At 34.1% G+C, this 17364-nt stretch carries 19 protein-coding genes; 11 read left to right on the forward strand and 8 right to left on the reverse strand.

What is annotated here, in order from left to right:
• Positions 1 to 15: 15 nt before the first annotated feature.
• The 8 genes from JS605_RS05715 (at position 16) to JS605_RS05750 (ending at position 7041) form a co-directional block, all read left to right on the forward strand.
• Positions 16 to 1470 (forward strand): lipopolysaccharide biosynthesis protein, encoded by a 1455-nt coding sequence (locus tag JS605_RS05715; protein ID WP_203256681.1) that lies wholly within the window; start codon positions 16 to 18, stop codon positions 1468 to 1470.
• Between the two features lies 1 nt (position 1471).
• Complete coding sequence (gene dut, locus JS605_RS05720) at positions 1472 to 1906, forward strand: dUTP diphosphatase (protein WP_203256682.1); 435 nt, start codon at positions 1472 to 1474, stop codon at positions 1904 to 1906.
• Positions 1907 to 1944: 38 nt separating this feature from the next.
• Positions 1945 to 2259: a GIY-YIG nuclease family protein gene (locus JS605_RS05725; RefSeq protein ID WP_239000262.1), complete on the forward strand. Its 315-nt coding sequence runs from the start codon at positions 1945 to 1947 to the stop codon at positions 2257 to 2259.
• Between the two features lie 72 nt (positions 2260 to 2331).
• Positions 2332 to 3351, forward strand: coding sequence for a sugar phosphate nucleotidyltransferase (locus JS605_RS05730; protein ID WP_203256683.1), 1020 nt, complete (start codon positions 2332 to 2334; stop codon positions 3349 to 3351).
• Between the two features lie 12 nt (positions 3352 to 3363).
• Positions 3364 to 3666: a PX domain-containing protein gene (locus JS605_RS05735; RefSeq protein ID WP_203256684.1), complete on the forward strand. Its 303-nt coding sequence runs from the start codon at positions 3364 to 3366 to the stop codon at positions 3664 to 3666.
• A gap of 4 nt (positions 3667 to 3670) precedes the next feature.
• On the forward strand, positions 3671 to 5026 hold the full coding sequence (locus JS605_RS05740; protein ID WP_203256685.1) for a tetratricopeptide repeat protein: 1356 nt from the start codon (positions 3671 to 3673) through the stop codon (positions 5024 to 5026).
• A gap of 15 nt (positions 5027 to 5041) precedes the next feature.
• Positions 5042 to 5815, forward strand: a complete 774-nt coding sequence (locus JS605_RS05745) for a DUF4292 domain-containing protein (protein ID WP_203256686.1) — start codon at positions 5042 to 5044, stop codon at positions 5813 to 5815.
• Positions 5815 to 7041 (forward strand): murein hydrolase activator EnvC family protein, encoded by a 1227-nt coding sequence (locus JS605_RS05750; RefSeq protein ID WP_203256687.1) that lies wholly within the window; start codon positions 5815 to 5817, stop codon positions 7039 to 7041. Before JS605_RS05745 ends, JS605_RS05750 begins: the two co-directional genes overlap by 1 nt.
• Positions 7042 to 7296: 255 nt before the next feature.
• Here the strand turns inward: JS605_RS05750 and JS605_RS05755 are convergent, their stop codons facing one another.
• The 3 genes from JS605_RS05755 to JS605_RS05765 form a co-directional block, all read right to left on the reverse strand.
• Positions 7297 to 7509 carry a DUF6515 family protein gene (locus JS605_RS05755; RefSeq protein WP_203256759.1) on the reverse strand — a complete coding sequence of 71 codons (213 nt, stop codon included), beginning with the start codon at positions 7507 to 7509 and terminating at the stop codon, positions 7297 to 7299.
• Between the two features lie 57 nt (positions 7510 to 7566).
• A complete protein-coding gene (locus tag JS605_RS05760) occupies positions 7567 to 8076 on the reverse strand; it encodes an acyl-CoA thioesterase (RefSeq protein WP_203256688.1) in 510 nt (169 codons plus the stop codon).
• 66 nt (positions 8077 to 8142) lie between these two features.
• Positions 8143 to 9084 (reverse strand): HU domain-containing protein, encoded by a 942-nt coding sequence (locus JS605_RS05765; RefSeq protein WP_203256689.1) that lies wholly within the window; start codon positions 9082 to 9084, stop codon positions 8143 to 8145.
• Between the two features lie 102 nt (positions 9085 to 9186).
• On the opposite strand from JS605_RS05765, the gene dprA reads away from it, so the two are divergent.
• A complete protein-coding gene (gene dprA, locus JS605_RS05770; RefSeq protein WP_203256690.1) occupies positions 9187 to 10290 on the forward strand; it encodes a DNA-processing protein DprA in 1104 nt (367 codons plus the stop codon).
• Between the two features lie 59 nt (positions 10291 to 10349).
• Positions 10350 to 11033, forward strand: coding sequence for a hypothetical protein (locus JS605_RS05775; RefSeq protein ID WP_203256691.1), 684 nt, complete (start codon positions 10350 to 10352; stop codon positions 11031 to 11033).
• Between the two features lie 62 nt (positions 11034 to 11095).
• Here the strand turns inward: JS605_RS05775 and trpS are convergent, their stop codons facing one another.
• Positions 11096 to 12067, reverse strand: coding sequence for a tryptophan--tRNA ligase (trpS, locus tag JS605_RS05780; protein WP_203256692.1), 972 nt, complete (start codon positions 12065 to 12067; stop codon positions 11096 to 11098).
• 112 nt (positions 12068 to 12179) lie between these two features.
• Here trpS and JS605_RS05785 point away from each other — a divergent pair, with 112 nt between their 5' ends.
• Positions 12180 to 12917 (forward strand): lysophospholipid acyltransferase family protein, encoded by a 738-nt coding sequence (locus JS605_RS05785; protein ID WP_203256693.1) that lies wholly within the window; start codon positions 12180 to 12182, stop codon positions 12915 to 12917.
• Between the two features lie 82 nt (positions 12918 to 12999).
• Here JS605_RS05785 and JS605_RS05790 read toward each other — a convergent pair whose 3' ends face one another.
• From JS605_RS05790 to recA, 4 genes are all read right to left on the reverse strand, one after another.
• The gene (locus tag JS605_RS05790; protein ID WP_203256694.1) at positions 13000 to 14589 is read right to left on the reverse strand and encodes a hypothetical protein; all 1590 of its coding nucleotides are present in this window, start codon (positions 14587 to 14589) and stop codon (positions 13000 to 13002) included.
• On the reverse strand, positions 14589 to 15131 hold the full coding sequence (locus JS605_RS05795; RefSeq protein ID WP_203256695.1) for an RNA polymerase sigma factor: 543 nt from the start codon (positions 15129 to 15131) through the stop codon (positions 14589 to 14591). Before JS605_RS05795 ends, JS605_RS05790 begins: the two co-directional genes overlap by 1 nt.
• A gap of 28 nt (positions 15132 to 15159) precedes the next feature.
• Positions 15160 to 15570, reverse strand: coding sequence for a hypothetical protein (locus tag JS605_RS05800; RefSeq protein ID WP_203256696.1), 411 nt, complete (start codon positions 15568 to 15570; stop codon positions 15160 to 15162).
• Positions 15571 to 15756: 186 nt separating this feature from the next.
• Positions 15757 to 16758 carry a recombinase RecA gene (gene recA / locus JS605_RS05805; protein ID WP_203256697.1) on the reverse strand — a complete coding sequence of 334 codons (1002 nt, stop codon included), beginning with the start codon at positions 16756 to 16758 and terminating at the stop codon, positions 15757 to 15759.
• Positions 16759 to 17364: the final 606 nt, after the last annotated feature.

A 17364-nucleotide genomic window follows, 5' to 3' on the forward strand; every position in this document is an offset into this window, starting at 1 on the left:
TCAAAAACTATATTTTTGAGCGCATTCAAATCTCTTTTTAAGCAAACTTTTATTTATGGTTTAGCAACAGTGCTACCCAGAATGCTTACTTTTTTACTTACGCCACTTTATACACAAGTAATGGCTGTTGGAGTTTATGGAAAGGTTTCAGTTATTTTTTCATGGTTTGCCATTTTTAATGTAGTTCTGGCTTATGGAATGGAGACTGCTTTTTTCCGCTTTTTTAATAAAGAAGATAATCAAGACAAGGTAGTTGGAACAGCCACGCTATCCATAATTTTAACATCTCTGACGATATTTATCTTGGCATTACTGTTTAAACATCAAATAGCTAATGCAATAGATGTAGAAGCCCATCATATTAGTTTCGTCATCTGGATTTTATTTCTTGATGCATTGGTAATCATTCCTTTTGCATGGCTAAGAGCTAAGGCAAAACCATTGAAGTATGCAGTTATAAAAATTACTAATGTTGCTGTTAATATTGGTTTCAACCTATTTTTCTTTCTTATGCTAGCAGATCTAGCAGAACAAAATGGCATATTTGGTGCAATTTATAAAACAAATTTTGAAATAAGCTATGTACTTATAGCCAACCTAATTGCTAGTGGACTTACACTTATCTTAATGTTATCTTTCTACGTGAAAGTCAAATATATATTTGACTCAAGACTGTGGAAAAGTATGTTGCGTTATGCATTCCCAGTTCTAATAGCAGGATTAGCATATACTACAATAGAAACTTTTAATCGTATTTTGTTAGAAAGCAGTTTGTCTACAGCAGCAAGCCCAGAAAATGAAGTTGGAATGTTTTCGGCATGTTATAAATTGGCTTTATTCATGACTTTGTTTGCTACTGCATTTCGTTTAGGTATAGAACCTTATTTTTTTAGTCATGCAAAAGCGAAAAATCCACAAAAGAACTATGCCCGAATTTTAGAATACTTTGTGATTTTTGGCTCAGTAATTTTGTTAACTGTCGTAGTGTTTTCTGATATTTTAAAAGTTATTATCATCAGGGATGAAGATTTTTGGGAGGCGATGTGGATTGTGCCAATTATTCTTATTGCCAGTTTTTGTTTAGGCATTTATCACAACCTTTCAGTATGGTACAAAATCACTGACCGCACAAAATTTGGAGCCTATATTTCTGTAGTTGGCGCCATAATTACTTTAGCATTAAACATATGGTTAATTCCAATTATTAGCTATAAAGGATCTGCAATTGCAACTTTGGCTGCTTATGGCACAATGGTTTTATTATCGTATTATTTTGGTAGAAAATATTACCCTATTCCCTATAATATCAAGAAAATAGGATTATATTTAGTAGTTTCAGTAGTGTCATCAGTGGTTTATTTCTACCAATTTAGATCCAATTATGTTGTTGGAATTTCTATGTTAGTTGTATTTTTGGGAATCGTTTATTTTTCAGAGAAGAACGAACTAAAACAATTACTTAAAAAATAATATGAAAATAAAAATCATTAATACATCCAATCACGATTTACCACATTATGAAACTATAGCATCAGCAGGAATGGATTTACGAGCTAATATATCAGAACCTAGAGTTTTAAAGCCTTTAGAACGCAGTATAGTGGGTACAGGCCTATTTATAGAGCTTCCAGTAGGTTTAGAGGCACAAGTACGTCCAAGAAGTGGTTTAGCGGCTAAAAAGGGAATTACAGTGTTAAATGCCCCCGGAACCATAGATGCGGATTACAGAGGAGAGATAGGCGTAATTCTTGTAAATCTATCCAATGAAGATTTTACCATTAATAATGGGGAGCGTATTGCACAATTAGTTGTAGCTAAGCATGAGCGTGCTGAATGGGAAGAAGTAGAAGAATTATCTTCAACAGAAAGAGGTGCAGGTGGCTTTGGGAGTACTGGAACAAAATAAATATTCCTGCGAAAGCAGGAATCTCTGAATCGATAGAAATGAAGTTATGGTATGTTTATGTAATGGCAAATAAGTCGAACGGAACTATTTACATAGGTATAACGAATGAAATTGAAGAAAGAGTCAAGGAACATAAATTAAAGGTATTTCCTAAATCGTTTACGGCAAAATATAATTGCGATAAATTAATTTATTTTGAAGAGTTTGAAAATGGAGAAGAGGCTGTAAAAAGAGAAAGGCAGTTCAAAAAGTGGAAAAGAGATTGGAAGATTGATTTGATAGAAGATATGAATCCAAATTGGATAGATTTAAGTGTTAATTGGAATTTTAATTACAATACATTACGAAAATAAATAATGATAATCCTGCTTTCGCGGGAATAATGTTTAACCTAAAAAAAGATACCCGCTTTCGCGGGCATGTGTATGAAAATAATAGTCCCAATGGCAGGTCGAGGTTCTCGATTACGTCCGCATAGTTTAACCGTACCAAAACCATTAATACCAGTTGCTGGCCAACCTATAGTACACCGTTTGGTAAAAGATATAGCTAAGGTATTAAAACAACCTATAGACGAAATCGCCTTTGTACTTGGAGATCCTGCATGGTTTGGCGATGATGTAGTGTCAAGTTTAGAAGATTTAGCTAAAAGTTTAGGTGCAAAAGCGTCTATTTACCGTCAAGATAAACCTTTAGGTACAGGGCATGCCATTATGTGTGCCAAGCCATCATTATCAGGGCCAGCTGTAATTGCATATGCAGACACGTTAATTAGAGCAGAGTTTGATTTAGACCCAGAGGCAGATAGTGTGATTTGGACAAAACAGGTAGAGAACCCAGAAGCTTATGGCGTTGTGAAGCTAAATACAAACAATGAAATTGTAGAGTTAGTTGAAAAGCCAGAAGTATTTGTAAGCGATCAGGCCGTTATAGGGATCTACTATTTTAAAGATGTCGCGGTTTTAAAAGGGAAACTACAAGAAATACTAGATGAGAACGTTATGAATGGTGGCGAGTACCAAATTAATGATGGTATTAAGCGTATGATGGCAGATGGTAAGATTTTTAAAACAGGAACGGTTGATGAATGGATGGACTGCGGAAATAAAACCATTACTATAGAGACTAACCAACGTATGCTGGGCTTTTTAGAAGCTGATGGCGAAGAGCAGTTAGTGGCTGCTTCGGCGAAGTTAGAAAATTCGAACATCATCAAACCTTGTTTTGTAGGCGAGGATGTTGTTCTCAAAAACACAACCATTGGACCATTTGTTTCTGTAGGGAATGGTACGGTTATTGAAAACTCAACGATTGAAAACAGTTTAATTCAAACCAATACAGCAATAAAAAATGCCAAGTTAAACAATGCCATGATTGGAAATAACGTAAAATACAATGGCGAGTTTACAAGTATTAGTATTGGCGATTATTCGGTTTTAGAATAGAACTTTACTATTATGTACGTTGTTCTTTATTTGTTTGTAGTGAAACCAAATCAAGTCGATACATTCATTAAAGGATGGAAAGGTTTAACAAATTTAATTTACCAATATGAAGGTAGTTTAGGATCACGACTTCATAAAAGAACACATTTAGAGTACATCGCATATGCACAATGGCCTAGTAAGGAGATGTTTGATAATTCAGGAGGTAATTTACCAAAAGAAGGAGATGAATATCGAGATTTAATGAGATCATCTTGCAGCAAAATAGAAATTATAACTAAAGCTGAAGTTGTTGAAAACTTGCTAAGAGATTAATTATATGATTAAAAAGTCGCTCTACATACTTTTTTTCTTTGGAATGTTATGTGTTCCACAAGTAAACTGTGCCCAAGTAGATTTTAATAAAACACCTGATGACGATTTAGGAATAGTAGAAGACCAGTTTCAAGAACTCTTTTTTGAAGCTTTAAAACAAAAGGGCGTAGAAAACTATGATAGAGCAGTGGAGGCATTACAAAAATGTATTGACATTGATAAATCGCCCGCTGTACTGTATTTTGAGCTAGGTAAAAACTACATAAAACTTAAAAACTTTGGTGCTGCAGAAGAAGCGTTAACAACGGCTGTGGAAAAAGCTCCTGATAACGAGTGGTATTTAGATGAGCTCTATGGGTATTACGTAAGCCAGAACGATTTAAAAAAAGCCCTTAAAACCGTACAGCAATTAGTGCAATACCATCCTGACTATAAGCAGGATTTAGCTACACTTTACGTAAAAATGGAAAAGTACGACGATGCTCTGGAAATTCTGGATGATTTAGATGCTTCATTTGGTATTTCTGTGTCTAGAGATGTACTCAGGAATAGAATTTACAAGGCTACAGGACGGGCCAAGGAACAGATAAAAAATCTGAAATCAAGAGTTGATAAAAACCCAAAAAATGAAGCTAATTATTTGGCATTAATTTATCGCTACAGTGAACAAGGACTTAAGGAAAAAGCTTTTGAAACTGCACAAGAATTACTTAAAATACAACCAAATTCCCAAGTAGTACATTTGGCACTCTATAAGTTTTATTTGGATAGGAACAATACAGAAGAAGCTATTAAATCTATGAAAATTGTTGTGCAAAGCAACGATATAAAACCTGAAGCGAAAATGAAAGTGCTTTCAGATTTTGTAAATTTTGTAAAGCGCAATCCACAGTATGAAACAGATTTGATAGAGGCCACTACCATTCTTGATGGTACCGCAGATGCTAAAACCTTGGCTGATTTAGGACTGTATTACCTCAATAAGGGCGATAAGGAAAATGCATTAAAAAATTACCAAGAAGCCTTAAAATTGGATGATAACAATTTTGGTATATTAAAAAATGTACTTATGCTTCATATAGATTTAAAACAATTTGAAGTTGCCAAAACCAAAAGTGATGCGGCCATTTTAAAATACCCAGCGCAGCCTTTACCCTATTTAATTAACGGTATAGCTTTAAACGCATTGCAAAAGTCAAAAGAAGCGATAGATGTTTTAGAATCTGGATTGGATTGGATTGTAGATGATAATAATATAGAGGCCGATTTTTATACCGAAATGGCTAAAGCGCACACGCAATTAAACAATACAGCAAAAGCTAAATCGTTTATGGATAAGGCAAATGCCCTAAAATCTTAAATAAAACCTCAAATTTTGAAATATAAACATACCCTACCTTTAGTTTTAGTTATATTTTTTGTGGGGTTTACAAATTGTAAATCAGCAAAAACTGTTACAGGAACTGAGAGCAATCTAAAGCTTTCTGCAAGGCAGCTTATAAAAGAAAATAAAAAGCAAACTCCAGATTTTAGAACCTTGCAATCGAAATTAAAGATTACTTATTCTGAAGGCGATAAAAAACAATCACATACAGTAATTTACCGTATGGAAAAAGATAAAGTGTTATGGATGAGTGCTCCTTTTGGAATTATAAGAGCTAAAATTACACCACAAAACGTAGCATTCTATAATAAATTAGATAACACGTATTTTGAGGGCGATTTTCAATATTTTAGTCAATTACTAGGAACAACATTAGATTTTGAGAAGGTGCAAAATATTATTTTAGGAGAAGCCTTGTTCAATTTAAACAATGATAAATATACATTATCTGTACAAGACAAAAACTATGTGTTGCAACCTAAAGAACAACGTAAGTTATTTGAAATATTCTTTCTTTTAGACCCATCACTTTTTAAGGTGACCTCACAGCAACTATCGCAAATGTCTGTACATCGGCATTTGCAAATCGATTATTTGGCACACCAGAAGGTAGACAATCAAATACTACCAGAACATGTTAAGGTAATAGCTGTAGAAGGTAATGAGGAACTCATTGCAGAATTAGAGTTTAAATCAGTAGCATTGAACGAGGATTTAAGGTTTCCGTTTAAAATCCCTTCAGGATTCAAAAAAATAGAGCTATAATGTATTTTAAAACCCACATACTTAGAAGTTGTTTTGTGCTTCTTGTTTTTGTTGGGTCTACCCAAGTTTTTGCCCAAAGCCCTAAACAAAAACAACTAGAAACGCGTAGGCAGGAACTGCGGCGGGAAATACAAAATATTAATGCTCTACGAGCAGAAAACAGATCGAAAGAGAAGTCTCAACTCTCTCTAATAGAAGATTTTAATTATAAAATTAGTGTTTTAAAGAATCTTATTAAAGTTACCAATCAGCAAGCCAATTTGTTAACGCGGGAAATCAATAATAATCTAAAACAAATTGATAACCTGCGAGATGAATTAAAATTGCTAAAAGAAGACTATGCGGCTATGATTGTAAAATCATATAAGAGCCGAAATCAGCAAAGCCGTATAATGTTCCTATTGTCTTCAAACGATTTTAAGCAAGCCTACAAAAGGTTGCAGTATATGAAACAATATACAAGTCATCAAAAAGAACAAGGCGAAACTATTAAGGCGAAAACAGCTCAATTACAGCAGATAAATAAAGATTTACAAGTTCAAAAAGAAGAAAAACAAAAACTAATAGCCGAAAATAAAAAGACGCAAAGCATATTAGAAAAAGAACGTGCGCAACATCGCTCTATCATGGCTTCTATACAAAAAGATTTAAGCAAATATACCTCACAAATAAAAGTCAAGCAACGGGAAGCTGCAAGAATAGATAGGGAAATACAGCGTATTGTTAGAGCAGAAATAGCTAAATCCAATAAAAACAAAACGACATCAAATAACAGCAGTAGTTTTGCCTTAACAGCCGAAGAAAAAGTGCTAGCCAGTAATTTTGTATCTAATAAAGGCAAACTACCATGGCCCGTAGAAAAAGGTTTTGTAAAGGCGCGCTATGGCAAGCAACCTTCTTTGATAGACAGGTCGCTAACCGTGCAACGTAATGGTGTGTTAATTAATACCGAGAAAAATGCAAAAGCCCGTGTGGTTTTTAACGGTACCGTAATTAGGGTTACGGCCATAAGAAACTCTAACCCTATGGTAATGATTAAGCATGGTAACTATATTACGGTTTACAAAAACTTATCTAAGGTATATGTTAAGGAAGGCGATAAACTTAAAACCAAGGACATTATTGGCGAAGTATCAACTAATTCAGAGGGCGATACCGTTTTAAGCTTTTCTATATTTAAGGATGCACAAACGCAGAACCCAGCCAGTTGGATTTACAGAATGTAATTTGACTTCCAAGGCTTTAGATTTTTTAACGTAGTTCGCATAAAATTTATAGAAAAATAGCTAATAGTTCAATAAAACAGTAGCTTGTTACCTTGTGCAGTGGAAAGGCATCTAAATAATGCTATTTCAACTAGGTTTCGACTTTGCTCAAACTGACATAACTTACTTATCTTCAATTCAATAAAAATAATTTATGTCGAACTGACAGTAACCTACAAGGTACTTTAGACCTTGCAGGATAAAGAAAATGTTGTTTTATACTCTGGTTACCACATAACCACGTCTTGTTTTTCGGTAATGATTACCATTCCAAAAATAATAGCGTTTCCCTTTTACGGTTACAATTTTATAATGTCTTGGAGGTGTTTTTACAATGGTTACAGATGCAGGTCTTGTTACCACTCTTGTGGCACAAGACGATAAACTCATCATACAAATAGTAGATAATAAAATAACAAAAGTTCTCATAGCATTAAGATTTTGGGTTTCTTTAATACTTATAAGACTTTAGTGGTCTAAAAAGGTTTAATCAAATAAAGCCTTTAACTCAGTAGCATCACTAGGTTTTATTTTACCAGCAAGTAATAAGCTCAATTGCTTTCTACGTAAAGCCGCTTTAAAGCGCTCTTTTTCTAAGTCGGTTTCTGGAGTAACTTCTGGTACTGCCACAGGACGTCCAGTTTCATCAACTGCTACAAAGGTATAAATAGCTTCATTTGCTTTGGATCTAGCACCAGATTCTCTATCTTCCATCCAAACATCAATATAAATTTCCATAGAAGTATTAAAAGCTCTAGAAACTTTAGCTTCAACAGTAACTACACTACCAAGAGGCACAGCCCTATTAAAAGCCACGTGGTTAACAGAAGCGGTAACTACAATACGTCTGCTATGGCGCCTTGCAGCAATACTTGCAGCGCGATCCATGCGTGCTAGAAGTTCGCCACCAAATAAATTATTTAACGGATTGGTTTCACTAGGTAAAACCATATCAGTCATTGTAGTTTTAGATTGTTCAGGAGTCTTTGCTTGCATCTTTTTTGTTTGATGCTGCAAAGTTACGTATTAAAGCGATAATGTAAATTGTAATTTTCTGTTAAACTAGTCTAGCTTATCCACTAACAACCACGCATCTTTATTATGCGTTTTTTTAATCTTTGAAAGTGCTTTTAAAGCTTCAAGCCTGCTTTCATAGCTAGCATACACTACTTGATGAAGTCCGTAGCGGTTAACACCAATTTTTCTGGCACCAAAACCTTCTGCTTTTAATTGTGCTACTTTTTTATTGCAGTTGTCTTCTATTCTAAAAGCACCAGCTACAATATGGTAATTACCAGTTTGTTTGGTTACGTTTAAAGTAATTGCAGGAAGCGGATTTAAACTAAAGGTAGCCTTTTGTATGGTACTGTCAAGCTTTTGTTTAGCCTGTGCTTCTGCCAACATATTATGTTCCTCAATTTGATCCACGTAATATTTCGAAGCAATAGAACCCCCAAGGGTTAAGGCAATAAGTGCTACAGCAGCATATTTTAGATAGCCTCTATTATTGGTTGTACGTGTTTCAGGAGTAATTGTAATAGGTGTAGTCTCTTCAATCGCTACAGCAGTTTCTTTGTAAACCTCTCGGGTAACGGCTTCAGATTCAAATTGAGATAAACCAAAGGCATCTGTGAGATAATTTAGGTTATACGAAGGTTCAAAAACTATCTTGCCTTCAGTATTAAAAATAATCTCTCCAATATTATTAAACGTGATGGTTTCGCCTTGCGTTAGGTAAGACTTTAAGATTTTTACACGTTTTTTTATCTTTTTTACAGCAACTTCAAAAGGTATTTTTTCAACGTCAGCAATGTAACGTGCTAACAATCCATCATTGTTTTGAATTTGTTCGTTAAAAGCAATTATTTTTCTAGGAGGGTAGAACGAATGTGTATCCTCATTTATAGTAGCAGATTGACGCTCAGTTAAAAACGCCCCAAAGTCAGGTACAATCACACATTCATATCTATATAATAAATCGCTAATAAAGGTTTCTAGTTGCATAAAGCAAATTTAAAAAAATATGGTTTTTGTAAAATTTTTGACTTAACTATTTATTAACAATACAAAAATGCGTTTCTTGCATTTGCAATTTATACGTATTAAATGACTGAAAATGATTTGCTTTACACTTTAGCGCTACAGCACGTACCAAATGTTGGAGACATTACTGCAAAACGACTTATTGGCCATTGTGGTTCTGCTGAGGCAGTTTTAAAAGAGAAAAAGCAAAACTTACTTAAAATTGATGGTATTGGCGAATATGTACTAAGCGAATTGTTTGGGACTAACCATTTATCTGAGGCCGAAAAGGAACTTGAATTTATAAGAGAGAACGATATTAAGGTTTCCTATTTCAACAGTAGAGATTATCCAGAAAAGTTAAAACATTGTATAGATGGTCCTATTTTACTGTTTCAAATAGGACATATCGATTTAGAACAGCAACATATCATCAGTATTGTTGGTACTCGAAAAATCACAACGCAGGGTATTGGGTTTTGCGAAAAATTGGTGGAAACCTTAGAACCTTATAACCCAGTAATAATCTCTGGTTTTGCTTATGGTACAGATATTACTGCACATAAACTGGCTGTAAAACATAATTTGCAAACCATTGGGTGTTTGGCACACGGGCTCAATCAAATTTATCCTAAGGCTCACAAGAAATACATGGCCGATATGGAGAAAAACGGAGGGTTTTTCTCTGATTTTTGGAGCACTTCTGAGTTTGATAGAAAAAATTTTTTAAAGCGAAACCGTATTATCGCAGGGGTTAGTGAGGCAACTATTGTGATAGAGTCTGCCGAAAGAGGCGGGAGTTTGGTAACTGCTGATATTGCTCATTCCTATAATCGTGATGTGTTTGCAGTGCCCGGAAGGACCACAGACCAATTTAGTATTGGCTGCAACAACTTGATTAAACACCAAAAGGCACACATGATGACAACACCACTAGATGTACCTTATATTTTGGGTTGGGAACTTGAGAATGCAGAAACACCAGTGGTTCAAAAAAAACTATTTGTAGAGTTAGATGCTACAGAAAAAGTAATTTATAACTACCTAAAGGAAAACGAAAAACAACAATTAGATCTTATCGCATTAAACTGTGATATGCCTATTTTTAAAGTGTCGAGTACTTTATTGAATATGGAGTTAAAGGGTGTTATAAGACCTTTACCTGGTAAGTTGTTTGAAGTTATCTAGTGCAGATACTCCTTTTTTGATAGAGAAAATTAATGATAATAAAGAAGTTTACTAAGCATATGAAAAATATATTCGCATTAATAATTGTATTGGTTTCGACAATAAGTTTTGGACAAGATATTGAAGAAAAAAAGTTATGGAGAACAAAAGGAGTTTATGATTCTTTAGGCAATTTAATAGAGCGTGCAAAAATTCAAAGTTTTCTATTTAGTTCAAAATCAAACCAGTTTTATAGATTAAGGACACAAAGTAAAGTGAATATGGAAACAGGAGAAACTAAAATTTTTATTTATAAAGACACTTTGAATCTCCAAGTTTCGGATACTAAAACCTACAGACTTAATGAAAAAGAAGTTTTAACTATATATTCTAATGACTCTTTGACAATACACTTTAATGGGTATATATTACCTTATGTTAAATTAGATGTAGAATCGAATAAAATTGATTTGAAAAAATTTACTTCTGCATTGCAAAAAGAATCTTTAATTGAATCAGTTGAGAATGTTAAAGAATACAGATTCACATATCAAAAAAACGGGCTTGTTAAAGTTAAATCCCTAGAAAGAGAATCAGAGTGGGAATCCGAGTATAAGATAATTAACTTTAATGGTTTTATAATACTTCAAGGAATTGTATCAGCTCCAAAGTTGATAACTAAACTTAAAAAAGGAAAAATAAGCTTCATGGAAATTGATTACAGATTTGAAAATAAAAAAGGAGAATTAACTAAAGTACGTTAACTCTTATTCAGTAAATACTTTAATCAATATTTAGTTTTATCTCAGTTGCAATAAAAGATATTTTAATACCCAACCTTTTCACGAACCCTATCCAAAACTGCATCAGCTACTTTTCTTGCCTTTTCGGCACCAATAGCTAAAGCTTTGTCTATGTCGCCAAGGTTACTCATGTAGTGGTTGTAACGCTCACGTGGTTCAGCAAATTTGTCAATAATCAACTCATATAAGGCTTGTTTTGCATGCCCGTATCCGTAGCCTCCTTTTTCATAATTGGCTTTCATTTCTGCTATTTGTGACGCATTAGCTAGTAAGCTATAAATGGCAAAACAGTTACAGGTGTTCCAATCTTTAGGATCTTCAAGAGGCGTACTGTCAGTTTTTATAGACATGATTTGCTTGCGTAACTTCTTGTCTGCCAAAAAGATATTGATGGTATTGTTTCTACTTTTACTCATTTTTTCGCCATCAGTACCAGGAACTAGCATAGTATGTTCTTGAATTTTGGCCTCAGGCATTACAAAAGTTTCGCCACCAGTTTGCTCATGAAAATAGGTAGCCACTTTTCTGGTCATTTCAATATGTTGCTCCTGATCTTTCCCCACAGGAATAATCTCAGAATCATACAATAATATATCAGCAGCCATTAGCATTGGGTATGTAAAAAGTCCGGCATTCACATCTTCTAGTCTATCAGCTTTATCTTTAAAACTATGGGCTAGTTTTAATCTGTTATATGGAAAAAAACAATTTAAGTACCAGGTTAACTCTGTTACTTGAGGAATATCGCTTTGTCTATAAAACACTGTTTTTTCAATATCCAACCCAAACGCCAACCAAGTTGCAGCTGTAGAATAGGTGTTTTCTCTTAAGGTTGCAGCGTCTTTAATTTGCGTTAGTGTATGCAAATTTGCTATAAACAGATACGAATCGTTTTTAGGATCTTCGGCCATTTTAATTGCAGGCATAATAGCCCCTAAAATATTACCTAAATGTGGTGTTCCTGTACTTTGTATGCCTGTAAGTATGCGTGCCATAATAACTACCTGCGATAGCAGATATCTTTTTTATTAGAAATAAAATTTTAACCGATGGCAAAGGTAATCCATTTCATAAAAACCTCAATACAATTGCTTATTTTTGGCTTTAATGAAGGTTTTTAAATATATATTCTGGACGCTTTATCGTATTTGGTTTTACATTTTGGTGGCACTACCAATTTTGATATTATTTCCAATATTATTGCTTTCTATTTTAAAAGAATCATGGTATCCTTTTTTCTTTAAGCTAGCTAGGGTATGGGCTAAGTTTATTTTAATAGGTATGGGATTTAAGTATAGCATAGTACGCGAGCAAATACCAGAAAAAGGTAAAAGCTATATGTTTATTGCCAACCATACCTCTATGACAGATATCATGTTGATGCTTACAGCAGTTAAAAATCCGTTTGTATTTGTAGGTAAGAAAGAGCTTGCTAAAATTCCACTATTTGGCTTCTTTTATAAGCGTACATGTATTTTGGTAGATAGAAGCTCCGCTAAAAGCAGGCAAGCTGTGTTTTTAAGGGCGCAAAGGCGTTTAAAACAAGGATTGAGCATTTGTATATTCCCCGAAGGAGGTGTGCCCGATGAGGACATTGTTCTAGATGAATTTAAAGATGGGGCGTTTAGGCTAGCCATAAATCATAAGATTCCAATAGTGCCACTTACGTTTGCAGATAATAAAAAGCGATTTTCATATACGTTTTTTAGTGGAAGCCCAGGAAAAATGCGAGCCAAAATTCATGAGTTTATTTCAACAGATAATCTAACTATTGAGTCTACGAGAAATTTAAACACATCTTCAAGAGCTATTATTTTGAATCAGTTACATGAGTTTAATAAGTAAAAAACTGCCCTTGGGGAAAGAGCAGTTTTTTTAGATACCGGTTCCGAGCTTAAGGAAATCCGATATCAATCTAACCAAAAACCTAAAATTTAATGCCGAATCCAGTGTACACCCCAATAAAAAAGGGTTGAAAGTCTCCGGACGTATTTCTAAATGTATTAATTTGATATTTGAACATGGGTTCAAGGTTCAAATTAATCTTTTCTGATATTTTATAATTTACACCTAAACCAAAGTTGGCACTATAACTGGTGTTGTTAATATTAGTGTCGTTTTCTTGTAATAGCGTACGTTGTCCTTCTATTACAGAAGCCGATTCGTAATTGTTTAGAAACAAAGAGCTAAATCCTCCAATAACATTTAAACCTAAGCGCTTATTGGAGATGGTATATTGTAACTCCAAGGGCACCTCAATAAAACCAAACGACTGATTGATGCTAGTATTAGTAGCCTCAAAAGGCGTAATGTTATTCGATTTAAATGTATTAGCACTCATTATAGCAACATTATCTCCCGCACTAATAGCTGATGTTCCTGCTGTATTGTTGGTAACAGTACCACTTATTGTGCGTAATGTTTGGGTACTGGCACTAGCATTTACAGTACTAAAAACTACAACGTCATTAGTATTATAACCTAAGTTTACACGGTTAATACCAGAGCGTACAGTAAGCCGTTTATTTATAGCATAGCTAGCGTTGAGACCGTAACTCATATTTACTTCGCCACTTTTAGAGTTTTCATTGAACTGGGCACCTATAGATGATCCTTTTCCTAAACTACTAAAATATACGGGTGCTACATTTGGAGCTATACTCCACTTATTTAATGCAACTTCGGTGTTCTTTTCTTCTTCTAGAAGCGATTGGTTTTGTTGAATAGCATCTTCAATGGATTGCTTTTTGTCTTTGGTATTATCTTCAGCAACCTTAGCAACTTCATTTTCTTTTTTAGAAGCTGTAGTTTTATCATTTTTAAGGGTATTGTCTAAAGCGACAGTATTGTTTTGTTGAGTAATTGGGCTATCTTTTATAATATTTTTGTTTGGGTCTACTATATTTTCTTTTCTTGATGTTTCTGCTTTAGTATCGTTTTGACGTGCAATCTCGGTTTTAGTGATATGATCTTTATAAGTAATGATAGCTGGGTTAGCGTCATTTGAAGATATCTCACTAGGTTTTTTAATGACTTTGTTGGCTGTATTAGTATTGGCAACCGACGATGATGCTTGTTTTTTAGGAATTACCATATTGTATGCCTCCTTTGCACGATTAACCACAGGTTGTGTATTATTTTCATTTGTGGTTTTTAAGGTATTATCTATTTCAGCATTAGTTTTATCTACTGCGACAGTATTATTTTCATTTTCAACAGAGATGTTACTCTTATCTTTAGCAATCGTATTTTCTACATCTGTTTGTTTTGTATCAACTATTTGTGATGGTGCTTCTCCTGTTTCGTTAGCATTAAATAAAGATACGCCTACAGTAAGTGTTAAAGCTAAAAGTGCAGCGATACCAGCGTAACGCCACCAAATAGGAATAACTCTTTGCTTTTTCTTTTTTTCGTTAAGCTTGGCTTCTATATTGTCCCAAACAGCAGCATCAGGTTGCACTTCAAAATCTTTAAAGCGCTCCTGGTATAACCTGTCTATATGTTTTTTATCTCCCATTATAAGGATTGTAGGTTTTGCTTTTTGTTATGTTGTTCTATAGTTTGCTTCAAAATTTGCCTTGCTCTCGCTAGGTTAGATTTTGAGGTCCCTACAGTAATCTCTAGCATTTCTGCTATATCTTTATGAGAATACCCATCAAGTGCATAAAGGTTGAACACCAATCTGTACCTGTCGGGTAAATCTTGTATAATTTGTAGAAGATAATCAACAGAGATCTCATCCTCGTCAACTTCAACTTCTACGTCTTCGGTTATATTTTCATTTATAATATCAAAAACTTTTTCGCTACGATAGCGTTGCAATACAGTATTTACTGTAACTCGCTTTAACCAACCTTCAAAAGAGCCTTTGTGTTTATATTGTTCTATTTTATTAAAAATGGTTAAAAATGCATCTTGTAAATTGTCTTGTGCTTCTGCGTAATTACGCGAATACTTTAGGCATGTAGAAAATAACTTGCCCGAAAAGAGCTTATATAGTTCCCCTTGCGCTTTAGTATCATTGTTTTTACATTTTTCTATGAGTTGGTTTAAACTCAAATGACACAAAAATTAGTTTACACTTAGTTTAATTGGTTACTGGGACTTCTATTTCTAGAAATATATCCTCATCATTATCGTCTTTACCCTGCCAAAATTTAAAAATATAAGAACCATTACTGGTAACTTGAAAATTAAAAGTAGCTGTAAGAGTTTCATCTGTTAAATCTTCACAGGTATTCTGCTCGAATACTGTATTCACTACCGCAACTGTTCTTTCGTTGTTATGCCTTGCATAATAAAACTCCCTAAAAGCATGGCAATTTGATGGTCTTTCGTAGGTTACTGTTATAGGGTATACTTCTCCTAATGTAAATTCATCTGGAATATCTACACTTTCAATAGGAAGTATTTCTACACTAAAATTTGTGCTGTCATCATCTAAACTACACGAAAATAACAGTGTTACCAGACAGCTTAAAATTAAAAACTTTTTCATCTGCAAATTGTTTATTCTACTAATCGTCAGATGTAATTCGTCTTGATTATCAAGGCGTATTTCACAACAATTTCAATTTGGGTTATACTTAAATTTTATTTTAAGATGCAAAATACAATAAATGGTTGCGTGTAAAAGTAAAAAATCCCGCATTGGCGGGATTTTTTAATTATTATATAAGGAATCTTATTCGCCTTTGATAACTTCTTTAATTTTATCTTCCAGTTCTTCAAATAGCTCTGGATTATCTTTTATAATAGCTTTTACAGCATCTCTTCCTTGACCTAGTTTGGTTTCGCCATAGCTAAACCACGAACCACTTTTCTTAATAATGTTATGCTCTACAGCAACATCTAATATTTCGCCAACTTTAGATACCCCTTCGCCATACATGATATCAAACTCACACATTCTAAATGGCGGAGCAACTTTATTTTTTACAACTTTAACTCGGGTTTTATTTCCTAAAACGTCTCCATTGCTGTCTTTAATTTGAGTGGATCTGCGAATATCTATTCGTACAGAAGCGTAAAATTTTAAAGCATTACCACCTGTTGTAGTTTCAGGATTACCAAACATAACTCCAATCTTTTCACGCAACTGGTTAATGAAAATTACAGTACAGTTTGTTTTGCTAATTGAAGCGGTTAGTTTTCTTAAAGCTTGAGACATTAAACGTGCATGTAAGCCCATTTTAGAATCTCCCATCTCTCCCTCAATTTCACTTTTAGGAGTTAAAGCTGCCACAGAGTCTACCACAACAATATCAATGGCACCAGAGCGAATTAAATTGTCGGCAATTTCTAGAGCCTGTTCTCCATTATCTGGTTGGGAAATGATGAGGTTATCAATATCCACACCTAATTTTTCAGCATAAAACCTATCAAAGGCATGTTCTGCATCTATAAACGCTGCTATTCCTCCTGCTTTTTGTGCTTCTGCAATGGCATGAAGTGTCAATGTAGTTTTACCAGAGGATTCTGGGCCATAAATTTCTATAACTCGGCCACGGGGGTAACCTCCTACACCTAGGGCAATATCTAACCCTAAAGATCCTGATGGGATAGCATCTACATCTACCACTGCGGCATCGCTCATTTTCATTACGGTGCCCTTGCCGTAAGCTTTATCTAGTTTGTCTAATGTTAATTTTAATGCTTTTAATTTTGCTTCTTTTTCGCTGCTCATTATCTTCTGTGATGTAAAATTATTCATGCTAAAATACTATAACTTTCTAGATGTTACAATAATAGTTTTCAACACAAATAGAGGAGCTTTAATGGTTGTTTTTTTTAAGTGAGAAAAGTTTTTTTCTGTTAGACACGCAACCTTTTTATTTTTTCTGCATCTTAACATTAAAGTGGGTAAAATTTTGCCGTGAAAAAGAAAATTTTTTAGATTCCAAATCCCATTTACATAAAGCATTAGGCGTTTCAATTGTTGTATATGTGAATTATAGAATAGTGTTAAGCCCGTTGCAGATAACTCTTATTAATTTTATTTATGAAAAAGAAAAATTTTAATGATGAGTTATTCAAAAAAGCACTTTGTTCCTAATAAAAGTGCTTTTTTTATGCCTTTATTTTTCCAAATGTTTTGATAGTATGAATTTGAGAATAACTCTGGCAGATAAATTACGTTAGGTATTGAGTAGTGAAAGCCTGCCTGTCGGCTCTTAGGTTTGTAAAATGATTTTATATTAATTTTCCAAAAGATAAGGATGGGTGAACTTTCCTGCCGGCTAGATTTAAAGATCCATTGCCTGTATTAGTCCCATCCTCTGCTTTTGGCGCG

Origin of the sequence: Hyunsoonleella ulvae, from assembly GCF_016827605.1 — a bacterium.
Taxonomy (GTDB): Bacteria; Bacteroidota; Bacteroidia; order Flavobacteriales; family Flavobacteriaceae; genus Jejuia; species Jejuia ulvae.